28 protein-coding genes and 2 tRNA genes are annotated in these 24,547 nt (G+C 66.4%); 12 read left to right on the top strand and 18 right to left on the bottom strand.

Annotated features, from left to right (window positions below):
- Complete coding sequence (locus ACX9NE_RS09430; protein WP_459361422.1) at positions 1–1,095, bottom strand: ABC transporter ATP-binding protein; 1,095 nt, start codon at positions 1,093–1,095, stop codon at positions 1–3.
- 1 nt (position 1,096) lies between these two features.
- Positions 1,097–2,026: an ABC transporter substrate-binding protein gene (locus tag ACX9NE_RS09425; protein ID WP_459361607.1), complete on the bottom strand. Its 930-nt coding sequence runs from the start codon at positions 2,024–2,026 to the stop codon at positions 1,097–1,099.
- Between the two features lie 107 nt (positions 2,027–2,133).
- On the opposite strand from ACX9NE_RS09425, the gene ACX9NE_RS09420 reads away from it, so the two are divergent.
- On the top strand, positions 2,134–2,505 hold the full coding sequence (locus ACX9NE_RS09420) for a LapA family protein (RefSeq protein WP_459361421.1): 372 nt from the start codon (positions 2,134–2,136) through the stop codon (positions 2,503–2,505).
- Here ACX9NE_RS09420 and ACX9NE_RS09415 read toward each other — a convergent pair.
- On the bottom strand, positions 2,502–3,548 hold the full coding sequence (locus ACX9NE_RS09415) for a phosphotransferase family protein (protein WP_459361420.1): 1,047 nt from the start codon (positions 3,546–3,548) through the stop codon (positions 2,502–2,504). The two genes, ACX9NE_RS09420 and ACX9NE_RS09415, sit on opposite strands and share 4 nt — an antisense overlap.
- A gap of 138 nt (positions 3,549–3,686) precedes the next feature.
- Complete coding sequence (locus tag ACX9NE_RS09410) at positions 3,687–4,295, bottom strand: histidine phosphatase family protein (protein ID WP_459361419.1); 609 nt, start codon at positions 4,293–4,295, stop codon at positions 3,687–3,689.
- An 88-nt stretch (positions 4,296–4,383) separates the two neighbouring features.
- On the opposite strand from ACX9NE_RS09410, the gene ACX9NE_RS09405 reads away from it, so the two are divergent.
- Genes ACX9NE_RS09405 through ACX9NE_RS09385 form a run of 5 tightly spaced genes read left to right on the top strand, consistent with a single transcriptional unit; the run spans position 4,384 to position 9,077 of the window.
- Positions 4,384–5,412 (top strand): phosphotransferase family protein, encoded by a 1,029-nt coding sequence (locus ACX9NE_RS09405; protein ID WP_459361418.1) that lies wholly within the window; start codon positions 4,384–4,386, stop codon positions 5,410–5,412.
- Position 5,413: 1 nt separating this feature from the next.
- Positions 5,414–6,178, top strand: a complete 765-nt coding sequence (locus tag ACX9NE_RS09400; protein WP_459361417.1) for an SDR family NAD(P)-dependent oxidoreductase — start codon at positions 5,414–5,416, stop codon at positions 6,176–6,178.
- Between the two features lie 24 nt (positions 6,179–6,202).
- Positions 6,203–7,504, top strand: coding sequence for an acyl-CoA dehydrogenase family protein (locus ACX9NE_RS09395; protein WP_459361416.1), 1,302 nt, complete (start codon positions 6,203–6,205; stop codon positions 7,502–7,504).
- 2 nt (positions 7,505–7,506) lie between these two features.
- Complete coding sequence (locus ACX9NE_RS09390; protein ID WP_459361415.1) at positions 7,507–8,109, top strand: TetR/AcrR family transcriptional regulator; 603 nt, start codon at positions 7,507–7,509, stop codon at positions 8,107–8,109.
- A complete protein-coding gene (locus ACX9NE_RS09385) occupies positions 8,109–9,077 on the top strand; it encodes an NADPH:quinone oxidoreductase family protein (protein ID WP_459361414.1) in 969 nt (322 codons plus the stop codon). The genes ACX9NE_RS09390 and ACX9NE_RS09385 overlap by 1 nt, the downstream gene beginning before the upstream one ends.
- Before the next feature lie 81 nt (positions 9,078–9,158).
- Here the strand turns inward: ACX9NE_RS09385 and ACX9NE_RS09380 are convergent, their stop codons facing one another.
- Positions 9,159–11,039: an alkyl/aryl-sulfatase gene (locus ACX9NE_RS09380; RefSeq protein ID WP_459361413.1), complete on the bottom strand. Its 1,881-nt coding sequence runs from the start codon at positions 11,037–11,039 to the stop codon at positions 9,159–9,161.
- 147 nt (positions 11,040–11,186) lie between these two features.
- Between ACX9NE_RS09380 and ACX9NE_RS09375 the strand changes: the two genes are divergently transcribed.
- The gene (locus ACX9NE_RS09375) at positions 11,187–11,657 is read left to right on the top strand and encodes a lipoprotein LpqH (RefSeq protein WP_459361412.1); all 471 of its coding nucleotides are present in this window, start codon (positions 11,187–11,189) and stop codon (positions 11,655–11,657) included.
- Here the strand turns inward: ACX9NE_RS09375 and ACX9NE_RS09370 are convergent.
- The 5 genes from ACX9NE_RS09370 to ACX9NE_RS09350 all read right to left on the bottom strand — a co-directional run bounded on the left by ACX9NE_RS09370 (position 11,654) and on the right by ACX9NE_RS09350 (position 14,913).
- Positions 11,654–13,162 (bottom strand): sensor histidine kinase, encoded by a 1,509-nt coding sequence (locus ACX9NE_RS09370; RefSeq protein WP_459361411.1) that lies wholly within the window; start codon positions 13,160–13,162, stop codon positions 11,654–11,656. The two genes, ACX9NE_RS09375 and ACX9NE_RS09370, sit on opposite strands and share 4 nt — an antisense overlap.
- Positions 13,140–13,844, bottom strand: coding sequence for a two-component system response regulator TcrX (gene tcrX / locus ACX9NE_RS09365; protein WP_459361606.1), 705 nt, complete (start codon positions 13,842–13,844; stop codon positions 13,140–13,142). The genes ACX9NE_RS09370 and tcrX overlap by 23 nt, the downstream gene beginning before the upstream one ends.
- Positions 13,845–13,986: 142 nt before the next feature.
- On the bottom strand, positions 13,987–14,142 hold the full coding sequence (locus tag ACX9NE_RS09360; RefSeq protein ID WP_459361410.1) for a DUF6131 family protein: 156 nt from the start codon (positions 14,140–14,142) through the stop codon (positions 13,987–13,989).
- A gap of 11 nt (positions 14,143–14,153) precedes the next feature.
- Positions 14,154–14,417 carry a hypothetical protein gene (locus ACX9NE_RS09355; protein WP_459361409.1) on the bottom strand — a complete coding sequence of 88 codons (264 nt, stop codon included), beginning with the start codon at positions 14,415–14,417 and terminating at the stop codon, positions 14,154–14,156.
- 82 nt (positions 14,418–14,499) lie between these two features.
- A complete protein-coding gene (locus ACX9NE_RS09350) occupies positions 14,500–14,913 on the bottom strand; it encodes an MmcQ/YjbR family DNA-binding protein (RefSeq protein WP_459361408.1) in 414 nt (137 codons plus the stop codon).
- Between the two features lie 89 nt (positions 14,914–15,002).
- On the opposite strand from ACX9NE_RS09350, the gene ACX9NE_RS09345 reads away from it, so the two are divergent.
- Positions 15,003–15,830 (top strand): hypothetical protein, encoded by an 828-nt coding sequence (locus ACX9NE_RS09345; RefSeq protein ID WP_459361407.1) that lies wholly within the window; start codon positions 15,003–15,005, stop codon positions 15,828–15,830.
- Here ACX9NE_RS09345 and ACX9NE_RS09340 read toward each other — a convergent pair.
- The 3 genes from ACX9NE_RS09340 to ACX9NE_RS09330 all read right to left on the bottom strand — a co-directional run bounded on the left by ACX9NE_RS09340 (position 15,827) and on the right by ACX9NE_RS09330 (position 19,175).
- Positions 15,827–17,773 (bottom strand): PE family protein, encoded by a 1,947-nt coding sequence (locus ACX9NE_RS09340; RefSeq protein WP_459361406.1) that lies wholly within the window; start codon positions 17,771–17,773, stop codon positions 15,827–15,829. The genes ACX9NE_RS09345 and ACX9NE_RS09340 overlap by 4 nt on opposite strands.
- An 80-nt stretch (positions 17,774–17,853) precedes the next feature.
- Positions 17,854–18,171, bottom strand: coding sequence for a PE domain-containing protein (locus ACX9NE_RS09335; RefSeq protein ID WP_459361405.1), 318 nt, complete (start codon positions 18,169–18,171; stop codon positions 17,854–17,856).
- Positions 18,172–18,233: 62 nt separating this feature from the next.
- Positions 18,234–19,175 carry a class I SAM-dependent methyltransferase gene (locus ACX9NE_RS09330; protein WP_459361404.1) on the bottom strand — a complete coding sequence of 314 codons (942 nt, stop codon included), beginning with the start codon at positions 19,173–19,175 and terminating at the stop codon, positions 18,234–18,236.
- A 115-nt stretch (positions 19,176–19,290) separates the two neighbouring features.
- On the opposite strand from ACX9NE_RS09330, the gene ACX9NE_RS09325 reads away from it, so the two are divergent.
- Positions 19,291–19,638, top strand: coding sequence for a nuclear transport factor 2 family protein (locus ACX9NE_RS09325; protein ID WP_459361403.1), 348 nt, complete (start codon positions 19,291–19,293; stop codon positions 19,636–19,638).
- A gap of 32 nt (positions 19,639–19,670) precedes the next feature.
- A complete protein-coding gene (locus ACX9NE_RS09320) occupies positions 19,671–20,660 on the top strand; it encodes a phosphotransferase family protein (protein WP_459361605.1) in 990 nt (329 codons plus the stop codon).
- Positions 20,661–20,706: 46 nt separating this feature from the next.
- Here ACX9NE_RS09320 and ACX9NE_RS09315 read toward each other — a convergent pair whose 3' ends face one another.
- The 3 genes from ACX9NE_RS09315 to ACX9NE_RS09305 form a co-directional block, all read right to left on the bottom strand.
- Complete coding sequence (locus ACX9NE_RS09315) at positions 20,707–21,039, bottom strand: PE family protein (protein ID WP_459361402.1); 333 nt, start codon at positions 21,037–21,039, stop codon at positions 20,707–20,709.
- A gap of 267 nt (positions 21,040–21,306) precedes the next feature.
- Positions 21,307–21,379: transfer RNA gene (locus ACX9NE_RS09310), tRNA-Arg, on the bottom strand.
- A gap of 32 nt (positions 21,380–21,411) precedes the next feature.
- Positions 21,412–21,503, bottom strand: a tRNA-Ser gene (locus tag ACX9NE_RS09305).
- Between the two features lie 82 nt (positions 21,504–21,585).
- Here ACX9NE_RS09305 and ACX9NE_RS09300 point away from each other — a divergent pair.
- Positions 21,586–22,638 (top strand): histidinol-phosphate transaminase, encoded by a 1,053-nt coding sequence (locus ACX9NE_RS09300; RefSeq protein WP_459361401.1) that lies wholly within the window; start codon positions 21,586–21,588, stop codon positions 22,636–22,638.
- Between the two features lie 96 nt (positions 22,639–22,734).
- On the opposite strand, the gene ACX9NE_RS09295 is transcribed toward ACX9NE_RS09300, so the two are convergent.
- A complete protein-coding gene (locus tag ACX9NE_RS09295; RefSeq protein WP_459361400.1) occupies positions 22,735–23,316 on the bottom strand; it encodes a TIGR03086 family metal-binding protein in 582 nt (193 codons plus the stop codon).
- Between the two features lie 23 nt (positions 23,317–23,339).
- Between ACX9NE_RS09295 and ACX9NE_RS09290 the strand changes: the two genes are divergently transcribed.
- Positions 23,340–24,164, top strand: coding sequence for a crotonase/enoyl-CoA hydratase family protein (locus ACX9NE_RS09290; RefSeq protein WP_459361399.1), 825 nt, complete (start codon positions 23,340–23,342; stop codon positions 24,162–24,164).
- On the opposite strand, the gene ACX9NE_RS09285 is transcribed toward ACX9NE_RS09290, so the two are convergent.
- On the bottom strand, positions 24,151–24,537 hold the full coding sequence (locus tag ACX9NE_RS09285; protein ID WP_459361398.1) for a hypothetical protein: 387 nt from the start codon (positions 24,535–24,537) through the stop codon (positions 24,151–24,153). The two genes, ACX9NE_RS09290 and ACX9NE_RS09285, sit on opposite strands and share 14 nt — an antisense overlap.
- Positions 24,538–24,547: the final 10 nt, after the last annotated feature.

Here is a 24,547-nt window from a genome sequence, read left to right as displayed (position 1 = left end):
CTAGATCCGTCTGCGAGCCTGGGCCGTCGCGAACACATCGGTGGCCAGCACACCGCCCACGACCTTCTCCGCCCGATCCACCGCGACGCCCACCGACGCCGGCGACGACAGGGCCGCATCCAGAGCCTGACTCAGGTTCCCGTCGGTGTGGAACACCGAACCCACCGACGCCAGGGCCTCCGTCAGCGGCTGGCCACCACGGTGCCGGCGCAGTCCGTCGGCGTCGATCCAGCCCACCGGTGCGCCCGCATCGTCGACGACCAACGCCCAGCCTTGCGGAACCGCGGCACTCAGCAGATCACTGGCCGGGATGCTCGTGATCTCATGCAGCGGCAGGCCGGCCGCGTCGACGAGTTGCAACCACCGGTAGCCGCGGCCCAGGCCGATGAAGTTCGCCACGAAATCGTTCGCCGGACGCGCGAGCAGTTGTGCCGGCTCGTCGTACTGTTGCAGAACTCCGCCCGGCCCGAACACCGCTACCCGGTCGGCCAGCCGCAGAGCCTCGTCGATGTCGTGCGTGACGAACACCACCGTTTTGCGCAATTCGCTTTGCAGCCGCAGTATTTCGTTCTGCAGTGTGTGCCGGACGACTGGGTCGACGGCCGAGAAGGCCTCGTCCATCAACAGGATCGGCGGATCTGCGGCCAGCGCCCGCGCCACTCCCACGCGCTGCTGCTCACCACCGGACAGTTGCGCGGGATAGCGCGACGCGAGCTTCGGATTCAACCCGACGCGTTCGAGTACCTGATAGGCAGCGGTGCGAGCGGCCCGCCGGGACTGACCGCGCAGTACCGGTACCGTGGCGACGTTGTCGATAACCCGTTGGTGCGGCATCAGACCGGCGTTCTGAATGACATAGCCGATGCCACGCCGCAGCTGCACCGGGTTGACGGTCGATACGTCCCTGCCGTCGACGGTGAGGGTTCCCGATGAAGGGTCGACCATCCGGTTGATCATTCGCAACGCAGTGGTTTTGCCGCACCCCGACGAGCCGACGAAGACGGTCAGCTTGCCTTCAGGCACATCGAGACTCAGGTGGTCGACGGCCGTGGCGCCCCCGGCGAACACCTTGCTGACGTTGTCGAAGGTGATCACGTTATTGCTCGATCGGATGGTCGAAGCCGTTGTCGCGCACCCATTTCCGAGCGGCTTGGTCGGGGTCGGCGCCGTCGTTGCCGGCTACCATTGCATTGAGTCCCGCGATGGCTGCGGTGGTCAATTTGGCCGACACCGCGTCCAACACGGCCTTGACGCGATCCGACTTCTTCTGCGAACTGATCAGCGGCACTATGTTGCCCGCCAAGAAATTGTGCTCAGGATCTTCGAGCGCCACCAGATGGTTCTGCACGACCGCCGGCGAGGTGCTGAAAATGTTTGCGGCGTTGGCTGTTCCGTCGACCAGAGCACGTACCGTCACCGGGCCGCCACCGTCGTTGATGGTCATGAAGTTGCCCGCGGCGATGTCGAGCCCGTACTTCTGCTTGAGGCCGATCAGACCGGACGGGCGGGTCGCGAATGCCGACGGCGCGGCGAACTTCACCTCCGCGGAATGCGCGGCCAGATCGCCGATGGTCTTGAGGCTCCACTTTGCTGCGGTCGCGGCCGTCACCGTGACGGTGTCGGTGTCCGACGCCGGCGACGGGGTCAGAATCGACAGGTCGCCGGGCAGTCGCTGGTAGAGCCGCAACTCGACCGCGTCCAGGACCGTGGCTTTGGAGCCCGGTTCGAAGTAGAGCAGCAGGTTGCCGATGTACTCCGGCACCAGGTCGATGGAATGGTCCTTCAGCGCCGGGATGTAGGTCTCACGGCTACCGATGCCCATCCTGCGTCCGACGTCGAAGCCGTTGGCGTGGAGTGCCTGCGCGTAGATCTCGGCGACGATCTGCGATTCCGGAAAGTCGCCCGATCCGACCACGATGGACCTCGGGCCGCCGGGGCCGGACCCGAACGGGTCGGGATTGCCGCAGGCCGCGACCGGCCACAGCGCCAGCCATGCCGCTGCGGCCAGTGTCGCCCGCCGCAGCATCTTCACCTAGCCGACATTACGTGTCCGCGACGTCACCGCAGCCGGGCACGCGAGGAGTTTTCCCGCGGTTTGGTTTCATTCGGTGCGGGATGGGTCAAGATGAATGTATGACCAGCAATCCCCCTGGCGCGCTTCCGCCCGATCAGCCTCACGCTGATCAGCCCGCCGCCCGCCGATCCGCGCCGGCACAGTCCCGTCCGTTACCCAAGGACAAGGCGTCCGCATTCACCCGGGCCGGTGCGCTGTGGTCGTCGCTGATCGTCGGCTTCCTGATCCTGATCCTGCTGCTCGTCTTCATCACGCAGAACACCGCGTCCACCGCATTCACTTTCCTGGGCTGGCACTGGACGCTCCCGCTGGGTGTGGCGATACTGCTGGCCGCCGTGGTCGGTGGCCTGATCACCGTCGCCGTCGGTACCGCTCGGATCGTTCAGCTGCGCCGCGCGGCGAAGAAGAATCTGACCGCCGCCGTCCGCTAGGTCAGCTTGGCGATCTCGGCGAGTCCGCGGGAGATCAGCGGCGCCACTACGTCGGTAGCGTCGTCGGACGCTTCCTGCTCATCGGCCTGCTCCGCCATGCGCCGGCGGAAATCGATCCCCGCGGCGATGATCGCGAGCTTGAAGTACGCCAGCGCCAGGTAGAACTCCCACTGGCCCAGCGGCTGACCGGACACCAGGGAGTACCGGTCGGCCAGCTCGTCGGCGGTGGGCAGCAGCGGCGACGTCCAGGCGGCCTGGGTGTCGATGATCAGGTCCAGCGCCGGGTCGCGATAGACACACATCAACGCCGCGTCGCTGATCGGATCGCCTAGAGTCGACAGCTCCCAGTCGACGACCGCACGCACGAGGGTGGGGTCGTCGGAGTCCAGGATGGTGTTGTCGATGCGATAGTCGCCGTGCACGATCGACGTCCGGCTCTGCTTCGGAATCGCCTGCTGCAGCGCAGAATGCAACCGTGCGACGTCGTCGTCGCGGCGGTCCTCGGGTAACCGCACCAGCTCCCACTGCGAGCCCCACCGGCGCACCTGGCGCTCCAAGTACCCGTCGGGTTTGCCGAAGTCACTGAGCCCGACGGCGGCGGGGTCGATGGCGTGTAAGTCGACGAGCACCCGGATCAGCGAGTCAACGCAGCCATCGATGGCGCGCCGGCCCAGTGATTCCAGCTCAGCACGCCGGCGGATGACTTGTCCGGCAACGAATTCGACGATCTGGAACGGAGCGCCCAACACCGTGTCGTCCTCACACAGGGCGATCGTGCGAGCCACGGGCACCGCCGTGTCCTGCAGCGCGGCCACCACTTTGAACTCGCGGGCCATGTCGTGCGCGGAGGGCGTCAAGCCGTGCAACGGCGGCCGGCGAACCACCCAGCTCGTAGCATCGTCGTACACGCGGAAGGTCAGATTCGAGCGTCCGCCGGAGATGAACTCGCCGCGCAACTCGCCGGTGCGCGGAATGTCCAGTGAGCGCAGATACCCGTCCAGCGCAGCCAGCTCGAGGCCGTCAAGTCGGTCCACCGAAGTCACCGCACTTGTTTACCACCGTTGGGTGGAGTAACTCACGCCGCCTGATTTGTTGGCTCCTCCGCACGGCCTGCATCGTCGACTCACGCCTGCTGAATTGTTCGCTCCTCCGCACGCCGCTGCGCGGCCTGCATCGTCGACTCACGCCTGCCGGTTTCGGGGCAGCAGATCCCAGACATGCTCGGTGGCGTTGACCGTAGCCACCGTCGCCTGACCGGTCCGGGAGAACAACAGCCGGGTCACCGAGGCGTAGTCGATGGGGAATGACAACAACCGGGCGGTGCCCAGAATCTCGTGCAACACTACGTTGATCACGCCGCCGTGGCTGAACGCGGCAATGGTCTCGTCGGGGTCGGCGGAGGCGACCAGGTCATCGATCGCGCCGCGCACCCGCGCGCGGAAGGCGTCCTCGTCCACAGCGGAGGGCAGCTGCCCCTGGGCCATCCGCGCCCACTTCTGCGGGAACTCGGTCCGGATCTGCTCGATCGGAATGTAGGACGCCAGGTCGCGGTCATATTCGGCCAGCCGGTCCTCGATGTCGACGGACAGATCACGAGCCTGTGCGAGCGGCTCGGCGGTTTGGATCGCGCGGCGTTGCGGGCTGCTCACCACGCGGGAGATCGGAAACCGGGCCAGCGCCTCGGGCAGGCGCGCCACCTGCTGCAATCCGGTTTCGGACAGGTCAGGGTCAGAGCCCTGGCCGTGATCGCTGCGCAGCGGCAACGCATGCCGGACCAAAAGCAGTTGCATACGCCAAGACTCGCACGGGCCCATCCGCGGACTTGCCGGCGCAGCGGAGAATGTTATTCTCCGACAGGAGAGTGGGGTGTTTCGGGACATGACGACCACGAGCGGAACCGAACTGGATCCCGGCGCCCTGGGCCGCTGGCTCGACTCGAACCACGCACCTGCCGAGGGCACCGAGCCGGTCCTGGAACCGCTCGGCGGAGGCTCGCAGAACACCCTCTATCTGATCCGGCGTGGGCCGGAACGGATGGTGCTGCGGATGCCCGGTCCCCGCGCTGACGCCGCGCGGGTCGACGGCCTGCTGCGTGAGATTCGGCTGGTGCGGGCGCTGTCCGGAACCGATGTTCCGCACGCGGAGTTGATCGCGGCCGACGAGGCCGCCGCGCTGCTGGGACTGCCGTTCTACGTGATGCGCGCGATCGACGGGTGGAGTCCGATGGACGGCGGCTGGCGAGCGCCGTTCGACACCGACCTGGCGGCACGTCGTGAGCTGGCCTTCCAGCTTGTCGAGGGCGCCGCCAAACTGGCCCGGGTCGACTGGCGCGCTCAGGGTTTGGAAGGCTTCGGCCGCCCGGACGGCTTCCACGATCGCCAGGTCGACCGCTGGCTGGCCTTCCTCGACGCCTACAAGGTCCGCGAGCTGCCCGGCCTGCACGAGGCCGCAGACTGGCTGCGTCGCAATCGGCCGCGGCATTACACGCCGGGCATCATGCACGGTGACTACCAGTTCGCCAACGTGATGTTCGCCCACGGAGCTCCGGCACGGCTGGCCGCCATCGTGGACTGGGAGATGACGACGGTCGGTGACCCGCTGCTGGATCTGGCGTGGGCGCTGCTGGGCTACGCCGGGGAGGAGCCGCGCGCCGGCGGGTTCTACCTCGACATGGAAGGTATGCCGCCGCGCCGCGAATTGCTCGCGCACTACGAGTCGGTGAGCGGGTTATCCACGGAGAACATCAACTATTACCTGGTGCTTGCCAACTGGAAACTGGGCATCGTCCTGGAGAAGACATATGCGGCCGGGGTGCGCACCGGGAAGGTCGATCCGAAGATCAAGGACGCGTTCGGGGTGATGATCCCGCAGTTGATCGCCACCGCCGCAGAATTGGCCCGGGCCTGAGATGGGTTACGCCGACCAGCTTTTCGATCTCACCGACCACGTGGTGCTGATCACCGGCGGCAGCCGCGGACTGGGTCGCGAGATGGCGTTCGGGGTCGCCCGCTGCGGCGCCGACGTGGTGATCGCCAGCCGCAACATGGACAATTGCGTGGCCGTCGCCAAAGAGATCGAGGCCGAGACCGGTCGCACCGCTTTGCCGTACCAGGTGCACGTCGGCCGGTGGGATCAGCTCGACGGGCTGGTGGAGGCGACCTACGACGCGTTCGGCAAAGTCGACACCCTGATCAACAACGCCGGCATGTCGCCGCTCTACGGCAGGCTGTCGGAAGTGACCGAGAAGCTCTACGACTCGGTATTCAATCTGAATCTCAAAGGGCCGTTCCGTCTTTCGGCATTGGTGGGTGAGCGGATGGTGGCCGCCGGCCGTGGCTCGATCATCAACATGAGTTCGGCGGGCTCACTGCGCCCCAGCCCGGACATCATTCCCTACGCGTCGGCCAAGGCCGGACTCAACGCGATGACGGAGGGTTTCGCGCGCGCGTTCGGACCGACGGTGCGGGTCAACACACTGATGGCGGGACCGTTCCTGACCGACGTCAGCAAGGCCTGGAACCTCGAGGAGCGAGGCGCCGACATGTTCGGGCACCTGTCATTGAAACGCGCCGGCCGTCCTCCCGAAATAGTCGGCGCAGCTTTGTTCCTCGCCTCCGATGCATCCAGTTTCACCACCGGCTCCGTGGTGCGGGCCGATGGCGGCATTCCCTGACGATCTGACGATAGGAGCACTCCGATGGCATGGGACTTCGCCACCGAGCCGGAATTCGAGAAGAAACTCGAGTGGGTTCGCGCGTTTGTACGCGACGAAGTGGAACCGCTTGAAGTGCTCTTCCCTGGTTGCGAGTTCCTCCCGCTGAACGAGGATCGCCGCCGCATCGTCGATCCGCTCAAGCAGCAGGTGCGCGAGCAGGGCTTGTGGGCACCGCATTTGGGGCCCGAGCTTGGCGGGCAAGGCTTCGGCGCGGTCAAGCTGACGCTGATCAACGAAATTCTGGGCCGCAGCCCGTGGGCGCCGATCATCTTCGGTACGCAGGCGCCCGACACGGGCAACGCGGAGATTCTCGCCCGTTTCGGCACCCAGGAGCAGAAGGACCGGTACCTGGCCGGCCTGCTGTCCGGCGAGATCTTCTCGTGCTTCTCGATGACCGAACCGCAGGGCGGCGCCGATCCGCGGGTCTTCACCACTCGCGCCGTGCGCGACGGCGACGACTGGGTGATCACCGGGCGGAAGTTCTTCTCCTCCAACGCCTCTGTCGCCTCGTTCTTCATTGTCGTCGCCATTACGGATCCGGATGTGCCGGTGCACCACGGCGCGTCCACCTTCCTGATCCCGGCGGGTACCCCGGGTCTCACCATCGAGGCAAACCACCACCTGGTCGGATCGGATCCGCACGAGCCCGGCCATTCGCTGGTCCGCTACAACGACGTTCGAGTGGGCGCCGACGCTCTGCTGGGTGAGCCCGGGCAGGGCTTTCTGATTCTGCAGACCCGCCTGGCCGGAGGACGCATGCACCACGCGATGCGTTCCATCGGAATGGCGCAACGTGCCATCGAGATGATGTCCCGCCGTGCGAAAAGTCGTTTCACACAGGGCAGTTCACTGGCAGACAAGCAACTGGTGCAGGAGTTCATCGCCGACTCGCACACCGAGTTGATTCCATTCCGGCTGACGGTGCTGCACGCCGCCTGGCTGATCGACAACGGCGACGAACGCGCAGCGCGCGCGGAGATCGGCGTCTGCAAGATCCTGGCCTCGCAGGTACTGAAATCCATTGCGCTGCGTGCCATTCAGGTGCACGGCGCGCTCGGGCTCAGCGATCAGCTGCCGTTGGTCAACATGTTGCTCGGCGGTATCGCACTGGGTCTGGCCGACGGGCCGACGGAGGCGCACAAGGTGAACCTGGCCCGGATGTTGCTGAAGGGCTACGACGCCGAAGAAGGCCTGTGGCCCAGCGAAATGCTCGACGTTCGCCGTGAGGCGGTGCGAAAGAAGTACGCCGGGGTGATCGATCGTGTTCCGGCACTTCCCGATTAGCCGTGAGTGACCGGGTGACGGCGGCCGTCGAGCGCGCTCTCGACGACCGGCAACGTGAGGCCACCGCGGAGGTGGAACGCATTCTGGCCGCCGCGGTCCGGGTCATGGAGCGGGCGGCTCCCGAACCCCCGCGGGTCAGCGACATCGTGGCCGAGGCAGGCTCGTCGAACAAGGCGTTCTACCGCTACTTCGGGGGCAAGGACGACCTCATCCTGGCTGTGATGGAACGGGGCGTGGCGATCGTGGTGTCCTACCTTCAGCATCAGATGGCCAAGGAAGCACGGCCGCAGGACAAGATCGCCTGCTGGATCGAGGGCGCTCTGGCCCAGGTTGCCGACCCGCACCTGATCAGCATGAGCCGCGCGGCCGCCGGGCAGATGTCGACCTGGCTTGTCGCCGACCGGGAAATGCTGCTGCCGCTACGGAATCTGCTCGTGGAGCCGGTAGCCGCGCTCGGTAGCGCCGACGTCGATCGCGATGTCGACGCGGTCTACGGTGGCACGGTCGCGATGATGCGGCGGTACGTGGGATCGGCCGACCGGCCGGGCCGGGAAGACATTGAGCACCTGGTGAAGTTCTGCCTGCTCGGGCTGGGAGTCCATTGATGCGCGCCATCCTCTGCAACGCCTACGGCCCGCCGGAGGATCTGGTGCTCTCCGAGGTTGCCGATCCGGCGCCCGCCCCCGGCCAGGTGCTGGTGCGGGTGCACGCCGCGGCGGTGAACTTTCCGGATGTGCTATTCATCGCCGGCAAATATCAGGTGAAGATCCCGCCGCCCTTCATACCGGGCAACGAGATCGCCGGTGAGGTGGTTGCCGTCGGCACCGGCGCGACCATGAACCTGGGCCGGCGGGTGTTCGGCACGACATTCGGGGCGTTCGCCGAGCTGGCGGTGCTGGATGCCGCGACGGCGGCACCGGTGCCCGACGGCGTGGACTCCGCCTCCGCCGCAGCGTTCGGGGTGACTTACCGCACGGCGTATCACGCGCTGCGCTCCGTGGCGCGAGTCGAACCGGGCGACTGGGTCGTGGTGCTGGGGGCAGCGGGCGGCGTGGGCCTGGCCGCCGTCGATCTGGCGGTGGCGATGGGGGCGCGCGTGCTGGCGGCGGCATCAAGCCCCAAGAAACTGGACTTGTGCCGGGAGCGCGGGGCCGAGGCCACCGTGGACTACGACACTGAGGACCTGAAGCTGCGCATCCGCGAACTGACCGGCGACAGCGCTCGTGTCGTCCTGGATCCCGTCGGCGGATCCTACGCGGAGCCCGCCCTGCGGGGTCTGGCTCGCGGAGGCATGTTCGTCACGCTCGGCTATGCGGCCGGATCGATCCCGGCCATCCCCCTAAACCTGGTGATGCTCAAGGACATCACCATCCGCGGAATGGAGATCCGCACCTTCATGGGTGACTATCCCGACGAGTGTGCCCGCGACATCGCGGAGCTGTCGCAGATGTTCGCCGACGGGAAGATCCGGCCGTACATCGGCGCGCGGTTCCCGCTGGCGGAGACCGCTGCGGCACTGCGCTTCGTCGCCGACCGAAAGGTACTGGGCAAGGTCATCATCGACGTGGCGTGAGGGTCACCCCGCTGTGGTGAGCAGACACTAAATCGCGTTGGAGCATATGCTCCAACGCGATTTAGTGTCTGCTCGGCCAAATTAGGGGGTCACGATGTTGAAGTTCGGGTCCGGCTGATCGAGCACGGCCAGCAGCGACTCCAACGCTCTCTGGTCACCGGAGACCTCAAGGCCCGGCGAGCTGAAGTCACCCATCGCCACGCCGAGCAACCGAAACTTGGTGTCCAGCTTGACCGTTACCGTCGCCGAATCGGGATCGGCCGGCGACCGGCGCTGGACGAGCACGCCGTTGCGCAGCGCCAATCGATAATTAGCATCCAGATCGGCGAACGTGATGTCGATTGCGATGTTCAGGTCCCAGCTGCGCGGTCCGTTCACCCGGATGGCCAGGCCGTCGAAGATCTGCTCCGGGGTCAGCTGCGAGAGCAGGCTCGTCGACGTCGCTTGAACGGCCGTCCCGAAGTTGCCGACCCGCAGTTCGGTGGCGCCACTCATGAAGAAGTTGCGCCACGTCGCGTTCTCGGCGCCATAACCCAACTGCTCCAGCGTGTCCGCGTACAGTTCACGCGCCGGACCGTGTTGCTCATCGGTGAACATCGCGTGGTCAAGAAGTGTTGCCGCCCAACGAAAATCACCGGAGTCAAAAGCCGCACGGGCCAGTTCGACCACCCGGTCGATGCCGCCGAGGGCTTCCACGTAACGGGGACCAAGCGCTGCTGGCGGGTGTGGCCACAACCGGCCCGGGTTGCCGTCGAACCAACCCATGTAGCGCTGGTAGACGGCTTTGACATTGTGGCTGACCGAGCCGTAGTACCCGCGGGCATGCCAGGCCTGGTCCAATGCCGGTGGCATCTGGAACGTTTCGGCGATCTCCACACCGGTGAAGCCCTGGTTGAGCAGCCGCAGCGTCTGATCGTGCAGGTAGGCGTACAGGTCACGCTGCAACGACAGGAATTCGACGATGCGCTCATGTCCCCAGGTGGGCCAGTGATGAGAAGCGAACACGACGTCGGCGCGGCCGGCGAAGGTGTCGATCGCCTCGGTGAGGTAACCCGACCAGGCGCGCGGATCGCGGACCAGGGCGCCGCGCAGGGTCAGCAGGTTATGCAGGTTGTGGGTGGCGTTCTCGGCCATGCACAGCGCACGGAATTGCGGGAAATAGAAGTGCATCTCAGCCGGCGCCTCGGTGCCCGGCGCCATCTGAAATTCGATCTGCACACCATCGATGGTGTGCTTCTCGCCCGTCTTCCTGATGTCGACGGTCGGGACGATCAGGCCCACCTCACCCGTCGACGGGGTCTGGCCGAGCCCACAACCCACCTGTCCGGCCGGCCCCCGGTCCAGCAGCGTGCCGTACATGTACGTCGCGCGGCGCGTCATCGCCGGGCCGGCATAGACGTTCTCTTGCACGGCGTGTGTGGTGAAGCCCTCCGGCGCCAGCACGGCTACCTTCCCGGCATCCACATCGGCTTGCGTCGTCACTCCGAGCACGCCGCCGAAGTGATCGACGTGGCTGTGGGTGTAGATGACGGCGACCACGGCCCGCTCCCCGCCGCGATGCTGGCGATACAGCTGCAGCGCGGCAGCTGCCACCTCGGTGGACACCAACGGGTCGATGACGATGACGCCGGTGTCACCCTCGATGAAGCTGATGTTGGAAATGTCGAATCCCCGGACCTGGTAGATGCCCGGCACCACTTCATACAGGCCCTGTTTGGCGGCCAGGGTGGACTGCCGCCAGAGGCTGGGGTGCACCGATGTGGGTGCGGGCCCGTCGAGGAACGAATAGACGTCGTTATCCCACACCACACGGCCGTCGGCGGCCTTGATGACGCACGGAGACAGCGCGGCGATAAAACCGCGATCGGCGTCGTCGAAATCCCTTGTGTCATCGATGGGTAGCGGGTGGCGGCCATGTGCCGACGCAATTGTCGCGGTAGGAGCCTTGTGTTCCACCGGCACTACCTTGCCATTGATTCAGCCGTTCGGAGTCACAACCCGCGTGCAAATTATTTCGGTCGGGCTCTAGCCATTCCGTGGAGTCACGTCGCATACTGCCGGGGCGGTCCGCAACGACGATGGACCGCTACCAAGGGCAAAGGAGCACAGGTGAAGCGTGGACTGACGGTCGCCGTCGCCGGAGCGGCCATTCTGGTCGCGGGTCTTTCTGGATGTTCGAGCAATAAGTCCAACACAAGCGGCGGGTCCTCGAGCGCAACGTCGAGTGGAGGCGGCGGCGCTTCCGGCACCAAGGTCATCATCGACGGGCAGGACCAGCACGTGACCGGCACGACCGTGTGCACGACGGCGGCCGGCAACGTCAACATCGCGATCGGCGGGCAGGCCAGCGGCATCGCCGCGGTGCTCACCGACGCCAACCCACCCGAGGTGAAGTCGGTGGGCCTCGGCAACGTCAACGGCGTGACGCTCGCCTACACCTCCGGAACCGGACAGGGCAAGGCCGAGGCCACCAAGAACGGCAACACCTACAAGATCACCGGCACGGCCACCGGCGTCGACATGGCCAACCCGACGTCCCCGGTGAACAAGCCGTTCGAGATCGACGTCACCTGCTCCTAGTTCTGATGTGACGATGCGGGCGGTTGCCAGCCGTTGACCGGCAACCGCACCGCAAACTCGGTGCGACCGGGTTGGCTGTTGACCGTGATGGTTCCGTTGTGCGCCTTGACCACGGCGGAGACGATCGCCAGGCCCAGCCCGGTACTGCCACCCTTGCGGGAGCGGGAGCTGTCACCGCGAGCGAACCGCTCGAACACCTCCGACTGCTGCGCAGCGGGTATACCGGGCCCGTTGTCGATCACCTGCAGCAGGGTGTGCGCCGGCCCGCTGCTCAACCTGGTGGTGACCACCGTGCCCGGCCCGGTGTGAATGCGGGCGTTGGCAAGCAGGTTGGTCACCACCTGCTGGAGTCGTGCCTCGTCGCCGGTGACCATCACCGGTTCCGGGGGCAGGTCGAGTTCCCACTGATGGTCCGGACCGGCGATGTGCGCGTCGCTGACCGCGTCCACTGCCAGGCGGGACAGGTCCACCGGCTCACGCTCGAGCGGCCGCCCGGAGTCCAACCGCGCCAGCAGCAGCAAGTCCTCGACGAGACGGGTGATCCGCGCGGTTTCCGAAGAGACCCGGCTCATCGCGTGTGCCACCGCCTCGTGGTCGTCACCCATGCGTTGGGCTAGTTCGGTATAGCCGCGGATCGCGGCCAGTGGTGTGCGGAGTTCGTGGCTGGCGTCCGCGACGAACTGGCGGACCCGGGTCTCGCTGGCCTGCCGGGTCGACAGCGCCGCGGAGATGTGGTCGAGCATCCGGTTGAGTGCTGAACCCAGTTGGCCAACCTCGGTGGCGGGGTTGGCGTCGGCCTCGGGTACCCGGACCGGTAACTCCACCTCACCTCGGTCCAGCGGCAGATCAACCACCTCGGTCGCGGTCTGCGCGACCCGCCGCAATGGCGCCAGCGCGCGGCGGATGATCACCACGCCGGCGGTCGTCGCAGCGACGATCGCGACCAGGGTGACGATGCCGAAAATGATCAGCATCCGGAATTCGGTGGCATCGATGTTGGACATCGACAGGCCGGTCACGATGACGTCGGCCCGGTTGCGGCTCGGGGCCGCGACGACCCGGTACCGGCCCAGGCCGTCGAGGTTCAGCGTCACCGGCGAGCGGCTGCCGGCGATCTGCTCCAGTTGATGCTGGGCGGCCGGCGTCAGAGCGGCGCGCGTGCCGCTACTGGTCAAGTACCCCGCGTCGACTGTCTTGCCGTCGCTGACCACTGCCGCGACCATGCCGGCCGGCTGGCCCGGCGCGTCGAGAAATCTGGGGCCGGGGCCGGTCTTCACCCATCGCGGTTCGTGCCGACGGGGTGGTTCGGGATACAACAGCGACGAGCGGTAGGAGGCGCCGCTCAGCTGGCTGTCCAGCTGGGCCAGCAGATGGTGGCGCAGCGCGAGTTCGGTCGCGGCGGTGATACCGATGCACACGACCGCCAGAACGGCGACCTGCCCGACAAGCAGGCGCAGCCGCAGCGACCAGAGCCGGGGGCTCCTAACGTGCCGGCTTGAGGACATAACCCGCGCCGCGCAGCGTGTGGATCATGGGTTCGCGACCGCTGTCGATCTTCTTGCGCAGGTATGAGATGTACAGCTCGACGATGTTCGACCGGCCGCCGAAATCGTAGCTCCACACCCGGTCCAGGATCTGCGCCTTGCTCAGCACCCGCTTGGCGTTACGCATCATGAACCGCAGCAGTTCAAACTCGGTGGAAGTCAACGAGATCGGCTCCCCGGCTCTGGTGACCTCGTGGCTGTCTTCATCGAGGACCAGGTCGCCGACGACGAGCTGGGCTCCGCTGTCGACGGTCGTGACGCCGGTGCGCCGCAACAGCGCGCGCAACCTCAGCACCACTTCTTCGATGCTGAAGGGTTTGGTGACGTAATCGTCGCCGCCGGCGGTCAGGCCGGCGATGCGATCCTCCACGGCGTCCTTGGCCGTCAGCAGCAGGACCGGCAACCCCGGATTCTCCTGACGTAACCGATGCAACACCTCCAGCCCGCTCATGTCGGGCAGCATCACGTCCAGAACGACCACGTCGGGACGCTCGGCCCGGGCGGCGGCGATCGCCGATGAGCCGTCACCGGCGGTAGAGATGTTCCAGCCCTCATAGCGCAGGGCCATCGACACCATCTCTGCGAGGACAGGTTCGTCGTCGACCACCAGCACGGTGACCGGTTGGCCGTCGGCGCGGCACATGACCACGCGCTCAGTTCGGGGAGCCGCCACGAGGTCCAGTATCCGCACCCGACTAGGCCGAAGCTATGGCATCGCTATGGGCAGGCTGTGAAAGACCGCGTGACCGCTGATGCGATCACGCGGCCATTCCCCTTCCCCGCGTTTAGTACCAGTAGCGCCTGCCGGCAACCGGGCGGCCGACGGAGCCCATGGCCCACATCACCGCGCCGACCACCAGCAGGATTACTCCTAGCACCGACAGCAAATGCACTCCGAAGACAAAGCCGAGGATGAGCAGCAGAGCTCCAACGACAATCATGGCGGTTTCCTTTACCTAGCAGGGATGTGCTCAATTGGCTGCATGGAACTGGGCTGCGGCAACTTGGGCGCGTGGCAATCCTTGACTTTCGGATTGACGCCCATGTAATTCAACGGCCCGGCGATCACCGTTACGGCCACGGTTCCCATTGAGGCACAACTGGTTTCTTCGCCCTTGAAGTAGTCGCGCTGCCAGGCTGCGAGGACTCCGATGAGCAGCCACACCAGAACGATCGTCCCGAGAATTCCGCGACTGCGATACATAGAGACCTCCATTGTTGCCCGAAACAATTCCCGTGCCAGGAGCGTATCCCGTTGTACTCATGCCTAAACATGAAAAGGGGGGCGTGCGGCGGAATCAGCTTTCGTGATCGGCGAGCCAGAGTGCAGCGCGCCGTTTCGAGGCACGGGACAACCATGCATCCTGAACCAGCTCGGTCAACTCGATCAGGCCGAGTTCGGGAAGTCGACTGCCACGCAAAAGCACCGAGGGGTGCCCGTCGAAATGCGGAGTGCTGAAAAACGGCGATGCGGGGTCCTGAACCAGCGCCAGCTTGTCGCTCTCGGAATCGACCCACAGCATGATGACGTCTGTCCAGCGTTCACCGGTGTCGGGGTCGGTGCAATCGGGCTGGGGGGTGCGGAAGAACACGAACGACTTCCCACCCACCTGATAGATCGGGTTGCCCTTCGGGCCCAGCAGACGCTTGACGTGTGGCATGGACGCGGCGATGCGGTGCACGTCGCCGACCGTGGCGGGTCGATCAGCCATGGGACGACGATACCGGCACGGCCCGACCGTCTACGTCTGTAGCATGGGCAACCGGTAAATGGGTTGCAGGAGAGGGGGATAGCGGCGCGGTGACTGATACCCTGTTCGCCGACGTCTCGGAATACCAAGTGCCGGTTAACGACTCATATCCATACCAAGTGTTATCGATTCGCGTCAGCGACGGCACCTACCGGGATCATAATTTCGCGCGCAATTATGCGTGGATGCGCCGCGCACTGAACAGTGGCCGGTTGACGTTCGGCATCGTCTACACCTATGTCCGCCCCAATTGGCGGGCCAATGCGGACACGGTGCGTTCGATGATCGACGCCGAAGGCGGCTTGCATCCGCGGGTGGCGTTGATGCTCGATGTCGAATCCGGGGGCAACCCGCCGGGCGACGGGTCGAGTTGGATCAATGCGCTGTACTGGAATTTGGCTGACTACGCAGGCTCAGCGGCACGAATCATCGGTTATGCCAACGCATATGACTTCTTCAACATGTGGCGGGTACGTCCGCCCGGGCTTCGGATTGTCGCCGCAGGCTACGGCTCCAACCCGAAGCTTCCCGGTCAGGTCGCGCACCAGTACACCGACGGCAACGGCTACAGTCCGAATCTGCCGCAGGGCGCTCCGCCGTTCGGCCGCTGTGACATGAACTCCGCCGACGGACTGACACCCCAGCAATTCGCCGCCGCGTGCGGCATTTCGACGAGCGAAGGAGGGTTGATGGCTCTCACCGATGACGAGCAGGCCGAACTGTTGAGCAAGGTGCGCGACATCTGGGATCAGTTGCGCGGACCTGACGGCGCGGGCTGGCCCCAGCTCGGGCAGAACAGCCAGGGCCGGAATCTGACTCCGGTGGATGCGATCGCGGCGATCAAGAAGGACGTGGAGAAGACGAGTTCGGGCAGCTAGAACTCAGTGAGCCCGAGACCGCTGCCAAGAGCTCCGTCCGGGCCGTTCGGGCCGTCTTGCCCGTCAGGTCCCTTCGCTCCACCGGGCCCCGGGGCTCCGCCGGGCGCTCCGGCACCTCCGGTGCCGCCACTGCCGAGCAACCTGGACGGGCCGCCCGAACCGCCGTTGCCGCCCGCGCCACCTGCCACGTTCGCTCCCCCGCCCCCGCCCTCGGTGAAGCTGGATCCGCCGGCCCCACCAGCGCCGCCGGCGCCGCCGTTGCCGAGAAGGAATCCGCTGCCACCGCCGTTGCCGCCGGCTCCGCCGTTAGCACCCGTACCGAACATCTTGCCGAAATCGGCGATGGCGCGGCCTCCGACTCCACCGTGTCCGCCGGCCCCGCCGTTCCCGATCAGCAATCCGCCGTCGCCGCCCCCACCACCCGCTCCGCCGTTTCCACCGAGGAAATCACCGCTGATGCCGCCGGCAGCGCCAAAGCCACCTACCCCCCCGTTCCCGAATAATCCAGCATCGCCGCCCGCACCACCGGCTCCACCCGCTCCGGCACTGAGGCCCAGGTAGACCTTCCCACTACTGTCCACGAGGCGGCCTGCGCCGCCTACGCCACCGTTTCCGCCGGAGCCGCCGAGGCCGTACAGCAGTCCGCCTTGACCGCCGCGGCCGCCGATGCCGCCCTCGCCGCCACTACCGACGAAAAGATCCGGTTGACCTTTTGTGAACCCGGTCAACCCGCCCGCGCCGCCGGCCGCGCCGGCCCCGCCCTTGCCGATCAGACCGGCGGCACCTCCGGAACCACCGGCACCGCCGGCGCCACCGTAGACGCCGCGCTCAGCGCCGGTGGGGTCGATGGAACCGCCCGCGGTGCCGTCACCGCCGAGCCCGCCCGAGCCACCGTCGCCCAGCACCCAACCGCCGCGACCGCCGGTGCCGCCCGTTCCACCATCGCCCGCGGAAAGTATGCCGGCGAAACCTCCGGCGCCCCCAACCCCGCCGGTGCCGCCGCTACCAAACAATCCCGCTGCACCGCCGGCGCCGCCGGCACCACCGGCACCACCGCGGTAACCGTTTCCGATCAGATTCCCGTCGCCGCCGGCTCCTCCATAACCGCCGGAGCCGCCCTCGCCGTACAACAAACCGCCGGCGCCGCCGTTGCCACCGGCACCGCCGCTCCCGGCATTCAGGCCGAGGGCGAAGTCGGGAAAGGGTCTGGCACCCCCCGACGCACCGCCGGCGCCGCCCGCACCGCCCGCGCCGCCCGCACCCCACAGCCCGGCGGCGCCACCGGCACCGCCCATACCACCGTTGAATCCGGTAGCACCCGGGGCGCCCGCCAAACCAGCACCGCCGTCTCCTCCGGCGCCGCCGTTGCCGTACAGCCAGCCTCCGTGGCCGCCCGCACCACCGGCTGCATTCGCGCCACCCGCCCCGCCGCGGCCACCGCTTCCGATCAACCCCGCAACTCCGCCGGCTCCCCCGACAGCGTTGGCGGCGGATTGCGAAAAGCCTTTGCCGCCATTGCCGTACAGCAAGCCGCCGGCGCCGCCGTTGGGATTCGCGGCCGTGCCGTCGGCGCCATTACCGATCAACGGCCGGCCGAAGAGAGCCTGAGCGGGCGCGTTGACGGCACCGAGAATCGTCTGCTCGGCTGTTTGCAGCGCGACATTTCCCGCTTCGGCTGAAGCATAACTTCCGGCCGCGCTGGTCATTGTCTGCACGAATTGCTGGTGAAACGCGGCCATCTGATTACTCAGTACTTGATACTGCCGCGCGTGACCGGTGAACAGCGACGCGACGGCAGCTGACACCTGGTCAGCTCCGGCCGCCGCAACGTTAATGGTGGGCACCGCGGCCAGCAGATTGGCTGAGTGCAGATCCGAACCCAGATTCGCAACGTCTTTCGCCACTGCCGCCAGCATTTCCGGAGCAGTCACCAGATAAGACAAGAGGCACTCCAATTCTCTGCCGAGTCCGCCCTTGCGGATGATCGGAAACGAACCTCGACCGTTACCGGCCTGCTTGTGAATTACCCTGTGGCACCGGATTTTCCGTCGGGACCATAGGCGCCGTAGACTACCCCGCCGCGGCCACCCGGTCCACCGGCGCCGCCCGGCGAATTCAACGAAGAGGAAACGGTGCCACCGCCGGAGAGCACGATCGAGGACCCACCGGGGACAGTCGAGAGATTGAGCGCCCCGACGAATCCACCGGCACCGCCGGCGGCCAGCACGGCGGTTTTCGGCCCGGCCGCCGAGGCACGTGCCACCGTAAGCGCCGAGCCGATGCTTCGCAGGTCCGTTGGCGCTGCAGTCACACAGTCCGGCAGCACCGCGAGATAAGCCACGCCGAACCTTAACGCCGTGCGCCGCGCTCATCGGTGGTTTATCGAAAATACAGGCGAGATCCCTATCTCGACCGCTGCGCGGACACAAAAAGCGTGGGCGGCATCGAAAGTTCGGCTCCACTCGGCACGGCGCGGTCATAACGCGTCATCAATTCCGGAAAAGTCACCACCGAAGTTTCCCAGCCACGTTCGCGCAGCCACTGCGGTAGCGGGGTGCGTGCCTCGGCGTACCAGAGATCCTCCACGGCCGGGATATCGGCGGCCACGAATTGCGACGCCACGGCCCGCATCCGCTGCATCTCCTCGCGTTGGCGCTGCACCAACTCGGGATCGATGAACCCTTCGTCCGGCACGTTCGACGCCAGCCGGCTGCCCGGAGCGCTCAGCTCGTCGATTCGTTGAAAAAGGAGGTCTTGAGCGTCGGCGGGCAGGTAGCGCACCAGGCCCTCGGCGGACCAGACTGATGGCCGGGCGGGGTCGAACCCCGCTTCGCGCAACGCTTTCGGCCAGTCCTGCCGAAGGTCGATCGGGACGTTGACCAACCGCGACGCCGGGGTCGCGCCGTGCCGCTGCAGGGTGGCGATCTTGAACTCCAGTACCTTGGGCTGGTCCAGTTCATACACCACGGTTCCGTCGGGCCACGGCAACCGCCAGGCGCGCGCATCCAGTCCGGAGGCGAGTATCACCACCTGCCGGACGCCGGCATCGGCTGCCGCGAGGAAGAATTCGTCGAAGAACGCCGTCCGCGTCGCCAAGAAATCGACCATCAACTTCGCCCGGGCGGCGATCTCGGGATCGATCTCGCTCGCCTGAGACAGCAGCGCCGGATTCGCGAACAGGGTCCACATTCCTTCGCCCGCCGCATCGAGGAATACCCGCGCGAAGGGGTCGCGGATCAGCGGATTTTCACTCTCGGTTTCCGCTGCTCGGGCGGCGGCCACGCCGAGGGCGGTCGATCCCACACTCTGGGTGATTTCCCACGAATCGTTGTCAGTGCGCGGCACGGCGGCCCCCTCGCGAGAGAAAATGAATTCTACAAACTATTCTTCCGGCCGCGGGGGGCGCGCGCCGCTCCCTTACCCTTTTTCCCAGAGGGTCTACAGGTTGAAAAGGAGCCCCATGACACGCACGCCGCAGGAAGTCTTCGCCGACCACGGAAAGGCACTCGCCACCGGCGACCTCGACGCGATCGCCGCCAATTTCGCCGACGACTCGGTGGTGATCACCACGGCCGGCGTTGCCCGCGGCCGCGACGAGATCCGCGGGGCGTTCGCCAGGCTGCTCGACGACCTGCCCAATGCGGAATGGGATTTGAAGGCCAAGATCTTTGCCGGCGACGTGCTGTTCCTCGAGTGGGCGGCCGACTCCGCGGTCACCCGGGTCGACGACGGCGTCGACACTTTCGTGTTCCGCGACGGCATGATCTGGGCACAGACCTTGCGATACACGCCGCGCGCCAAAGAGTGAATGGCGTGAATCTGGACGCTGTCGCACGCTGGATGTCCGAGCAGGGGCTGGGCGAGGGCCCGCTGGAGGACGTGAGCACGGTGACGGGCGGGACGCAGAACGTCATGCTGCGCTTCACCCGATCGGGACGTCCCTACGTGCTGCGTCGCGGCCCCCGTCACCTGCGACCCCGCAGCAACAGCGTCATCCTGCGCGAGACGAAGGTGCTGTCGGCGTTGGCCGGCTCCGACGTGCCGCATCCGCGGTTGATCGCGACGTGTGCGGACGTGGGGGTGCTCGGGGACGCGGTGTTCTACCTGATGGAGCCGATCGACGGGTTCAACGCCGGCGAAGGCCTGCCGTCGCTGCACGCCGGCAATTCCGAGGTGCGGTTCGGGATGGGGTTGTCGATGGCCGACGCGCTGGCCAGACTCGGGGCCGTGGACCACGTCGCGGTGGGACTGGCGGACTTCGGCAAACCGGAAGGCTTCCTGGAACGCCAAGTACCGCGCTGGCTGTCGGAGCTGCAGTCCTATCAGCAGTACGACGGCTACCCCGGTCCCGACATACCCGGTCTTGACGAGGTATCAGGTTGGCTGGAGAACCACCGGCCGACGCGCTGGACGCCCGGCATCATGCACGGCGACTACCACGCCGCCAACGTGATGTTCTCCCGGACTGGACCCGAGGTGGTGGCGATCGTCGACTGGGAGATGTCCACGATCGGCGACCCGCTGTTGGACCTCGGCTGGCTGCTGGCCACCTGGCGGCAACCGGATGGGTCGAGCGTGTTCAGCCATGCCCTCGGCGGCACCGAAGGCCTGGCCAGCACCGACGATCTGCTGCAGCGCTACGCCGCCAACACCTCGCGCGACCTGTCGCACATCGCCTGGTACACCGTGCTGGCCTGCTTCAAGCTCGGCATCGTGATCGAGGGCACGCTGGCGCGGGCCTGTGCGGGCCAGGCCGAAAAGGCGGTGGGCGATCAGCTGCACGCGGCCACGGTGCATTTGTTCGAGCGGGCGCTCACACTGATCGTGTAACAAGCACCGCTCGTTTGACCGTGGCCGGCGCTTCCCGGTCTGCGAGCTACCGGAGCAGGGTTGGGGCACCAATTACATTCAGCGCCTGTACTCGCACATTCGCGAATTCGGCGCTCGAGTAAGCGCCGCCCGCCGAATTCAGCAGGCTCACGAATCGGTTGTGAAACCTTGCCGCCTGGGTGCTCAACACCTGATACGACTGAGCATGTGCTCCGAAGATCGTGGCCATGGCCATGGACACTTCATCGGCTCCCGCCGCTAGGACCTCAGTAGTGGGCCCGGCCGCCGCGGAAGTCGCTGCGTTGATCGTCGAGCCGACACCGGCCAGATCCGTAGCTGCCGACCGCAGAAATTCGGGCTGTGTAAATAAAAACGACATGAGCGTGTTCCTCGGGCCATTTAGGTGAATTCGATGCCCGGACCATAGTCCATCGACGCAGTTCACGCTTGTACTGTTATAAAAGCGTTATAGAGATTTCTGCGTTTGTAAAATTTGTCGACAGAATGCGCCCCAAATTGTCGATGCGTTTGACGGAAAGTCAGCAGTCGGGGCCGCGGTTCACCGCCAGGCGAAGGTGCCAGTTCGCAGCCGTCGTTAGAGCCACCTTGGTGACGTGAGAGGGGGCGCAGGGTTGGCTGCACAGAGCGCGCCCGAAGGGATTCGAACCCCTAACCTTCTGATCCGTAGTCAGATGCTCTATCCGTTGAGCTACGGGCGCCGGTGTTCAGTTGTGGTCGAGCGGATGTCGCGTGGCGGAGGCGAGAGGATTTGAACCTCCGGTCCCCTTTGAGGGGGACAACTCATTAGCAGTGAGCCCCATTCGGCCGCTCTGGCACGCCTCCATGGCCTTCCAAAGGGTACCCGACAGCGGATACCTAAGCCGCCGGAGGCATAGCGTACACAGCCGCGACATATGCTGTCGAAGTGACCGCCCGCCTGCGGCCCGCACTGGCGGGGTTGCCCGTTTACGTTCCCGGCAAAACCATGCCCGGCGCCATCAAACTGGCCAGCAACGAGACGGTGTTCGGCCCGCTGCCCAGCGTCCGCGTGGCCATCGAGAACGCCACCGACCTGATCAACCGCTACCCCGACAACGGCTGCGTCCAACTCAAGGAGGCGCTGGCCGAACATCTGGGGCGCGACTTCACGCCCGCGCACGTCGCCGTCGGCTGCGGCTCCGTCAGCCTGTGCCAGCAACTCGTGCAGATCACTGCGTCGGCGGGCGAGGAGGTGGTATTCGGCTGGCGCAGCTTCGAGCTCTACCCACCGCAGGTGCAGGTCGCCGGCGCCATCCCGGTTCAGATACCGCTGCGCGACCACACCTTCGACCTCGACGCGATGCTGGTGGCAGTCACCGACAACACCCGGCTGGTCTTCGTCTGCAACCCCAACAACCCGACTTCCACGGTGGTCGATCCCGAAGCGCTGACCCGCTTCGTCGATGCAGTCCCACCTGACATCCTGGTCGTCATCGACGAGGCCTACGTCGAGTACGTCCGCGACGGTATGCGACCCGACAGCCTTGGCCTGGTCCGCGCCCACGACAACGTTGTGGTGCTGCGGACCTTCTCGAAGGCTTACGGTCTGGCGGGCCTGCGGATCGGCTACGCCGTCGGTCACCCCGACGTGATCACCGCACTCGACCAGGTCTACGTCCCGTTCACCGCGACCAGCGTTTCGCAGGCTGCCGCTGTTGCGTCGCTGCAGGCCGCCGACGAGCTGCTCGAACGCACCGACGCGGTGGTCGCCGAACGCGAGCGGGTCAGCGCGGCGCTGCGCGAGGCCGGCTTCACGCTGCCGCCGGCGCAGGCCAACTTCGTGTGGCTGCCCCTAGGTCCCCGCACACACGATTTCGTTCAGCGGGCAGCCGACGCGCTGATCGTCGTCCGGCCCTACGGCGGCGACGGAGTGCGTGTGACCATCGGCGCGCCGGAGGAGAACGACGCAATGCTGCGGTTCGCCCGCGACTGGATCTGAGGCCTCGCCTTCGCCGCTGCGCCGAACGTGAAGCTGGCTGCACGTTCGGCGGCGAGCGTGATGCTAGCTTCACGCTCGGCGCCTCAGGGAGGCGAGCTAGGCGGGGTTGCGCCCGGTGAAAGCGATAAGCCGCGTGAGCGGGTCCGCGTCGTCGGGGACATCGACGGGATCGTCGAATCCGGCCGCGCCGCGTTGCTCCGGCTTGATCACGTCGTGCGCCAGCCCGAGCACGTATTCGGCCAGCGAGTCCGGGACCTCGACGTCGCGGCCGACGGCGCGAGCGTAATCCCATGCGTGCACCAGGAATTCGAGGGAGAAGACGGCGACGGCGACCCGCGCGGGCATCGACCCGCCGCCGAACGCTACCTCACCCTCCAGGCCGTGCTTGTGCCAGGCGTCCAACGCTGGCCGGGCGACGCTGACCACCAATTGTTCCACCGAGTCGGTGTCCTGCGGCACGTTGAATTCCGCACCGACCATGCCCCCCAGGCTGGTGATCGAGTTGACCAGATGCCCGGTGAGGTCCTTGACGTTGTACTCCGCGCACGGGGTCTGCTTCGACCGGTCGGAACCGGCTACCGTGTGCAGCACCTGTTGCAGCACCCCGAGCGCCCTTTCCGCGCAGCGCAGCTCGTCGGTGGGGGGAGATTCGGGGCCGGGTACCAAGTCGTCGGGCATACCCGCCACGCTACGTTCTCGGTATGGGCGCAACCTACGAATCCGTCACTGTCGAGACCAAGGACCAGGTCGCGCAGGTGACGCTGATCGGTCCGGGCAAGGGCAACGCGATGGGGCCCGCCTTCTGGTCGGAGATGCCCGACGTGTTCGCCGCGCTGGACGCCGATCCCGACGTGCGCGCCATCGTCATCACCGGGTCGGGTCGAAACTTCAGCTACGGCCTGGATGTGCCCGCCATGGGCGGGTCCTTCACGCCGCTGCTGTCCGGTGACGCGCTGGCCGGACCGCGTGCTGTCTTCCATCGCGAAGTCAAGCGCATGCAGGGTGCCATCACCGCCATCGCCGACTGCCGCACCCCGACGATCGCCTCGGTGCACGGCTGGTGCATCGGCGGGGGCGTCGACCTGATTTCGGCGGTCGACATCCGCTACGCCAGCGCCGACGCCAAATTCTCGGTGCGTGAGGTCAAGCTGGCCATCGTCGCCGACGTCGGCAGCCTGGCCCGGCTGCCGCTGATCCTCAACGACGGACACCTGCGTGAGCTCGCCCTGACCGGCAAGGACATCGACGCGACCCGCGCCGAGAAAATCGGCCTGGTCAACGACGTCTACGACGACGCCGAGGCCACGCTGGCGGCGGCGCACGCCACCGCCGCCGAGATCGCCGCCAACCCGCCGCTGACCGTGCACGGCATCAAGGACGTGCTGGACCAGCAGCGCATCTCCGCGGTGTCGGAAAGTTTGCGCTATGTGGCCGCGTGGAACGCGGCGTTCCTGCCGTCGAAGGACCTGACCGAGGGCATTTCGGCGACGTTCGCCAAGCGCCCGCCGCAGTTCACCGGCGAGTAGCGGTCAACCAGAGCGCGGCGGCCAGCCATCCCGTGGAGATCACCAGTCCGGCGAACTCCAGCCACCCCACCGTCGCGCCGGCGCGGTGACCGGTATCAACGAGGTGGCTCAGCGCGTGCAACGCCCAGTGCGCGGTGGCGAACGCCAGCGCCGGGAGCCGCCACGACGTCCAGCGCAGCGCCGCCAGTAACAGCAGGCCCAGGGGGAGCTCGAACGACGCGTTGTCGAAAATGTAGTGATCGTTACGAGTTCCGAAAGCGCCGAGGGAATCGAAGAAGACGCGCGGCGCCACCAGCATGAACAGCCCCAGACTCACCGAGTAGACACCGAAGACGAGCAGGATCACCTCGACGTAGCGTGCGCGAACGGGCATGTGTCCAAAG

The organism is Mycobacterium sp. ML4, from assembly GCF_054515735.1.
Note: the sequence above shows the minus strand (reverse complement) of the source record. Positions and strands in the feature narration are given on the sequence as shown.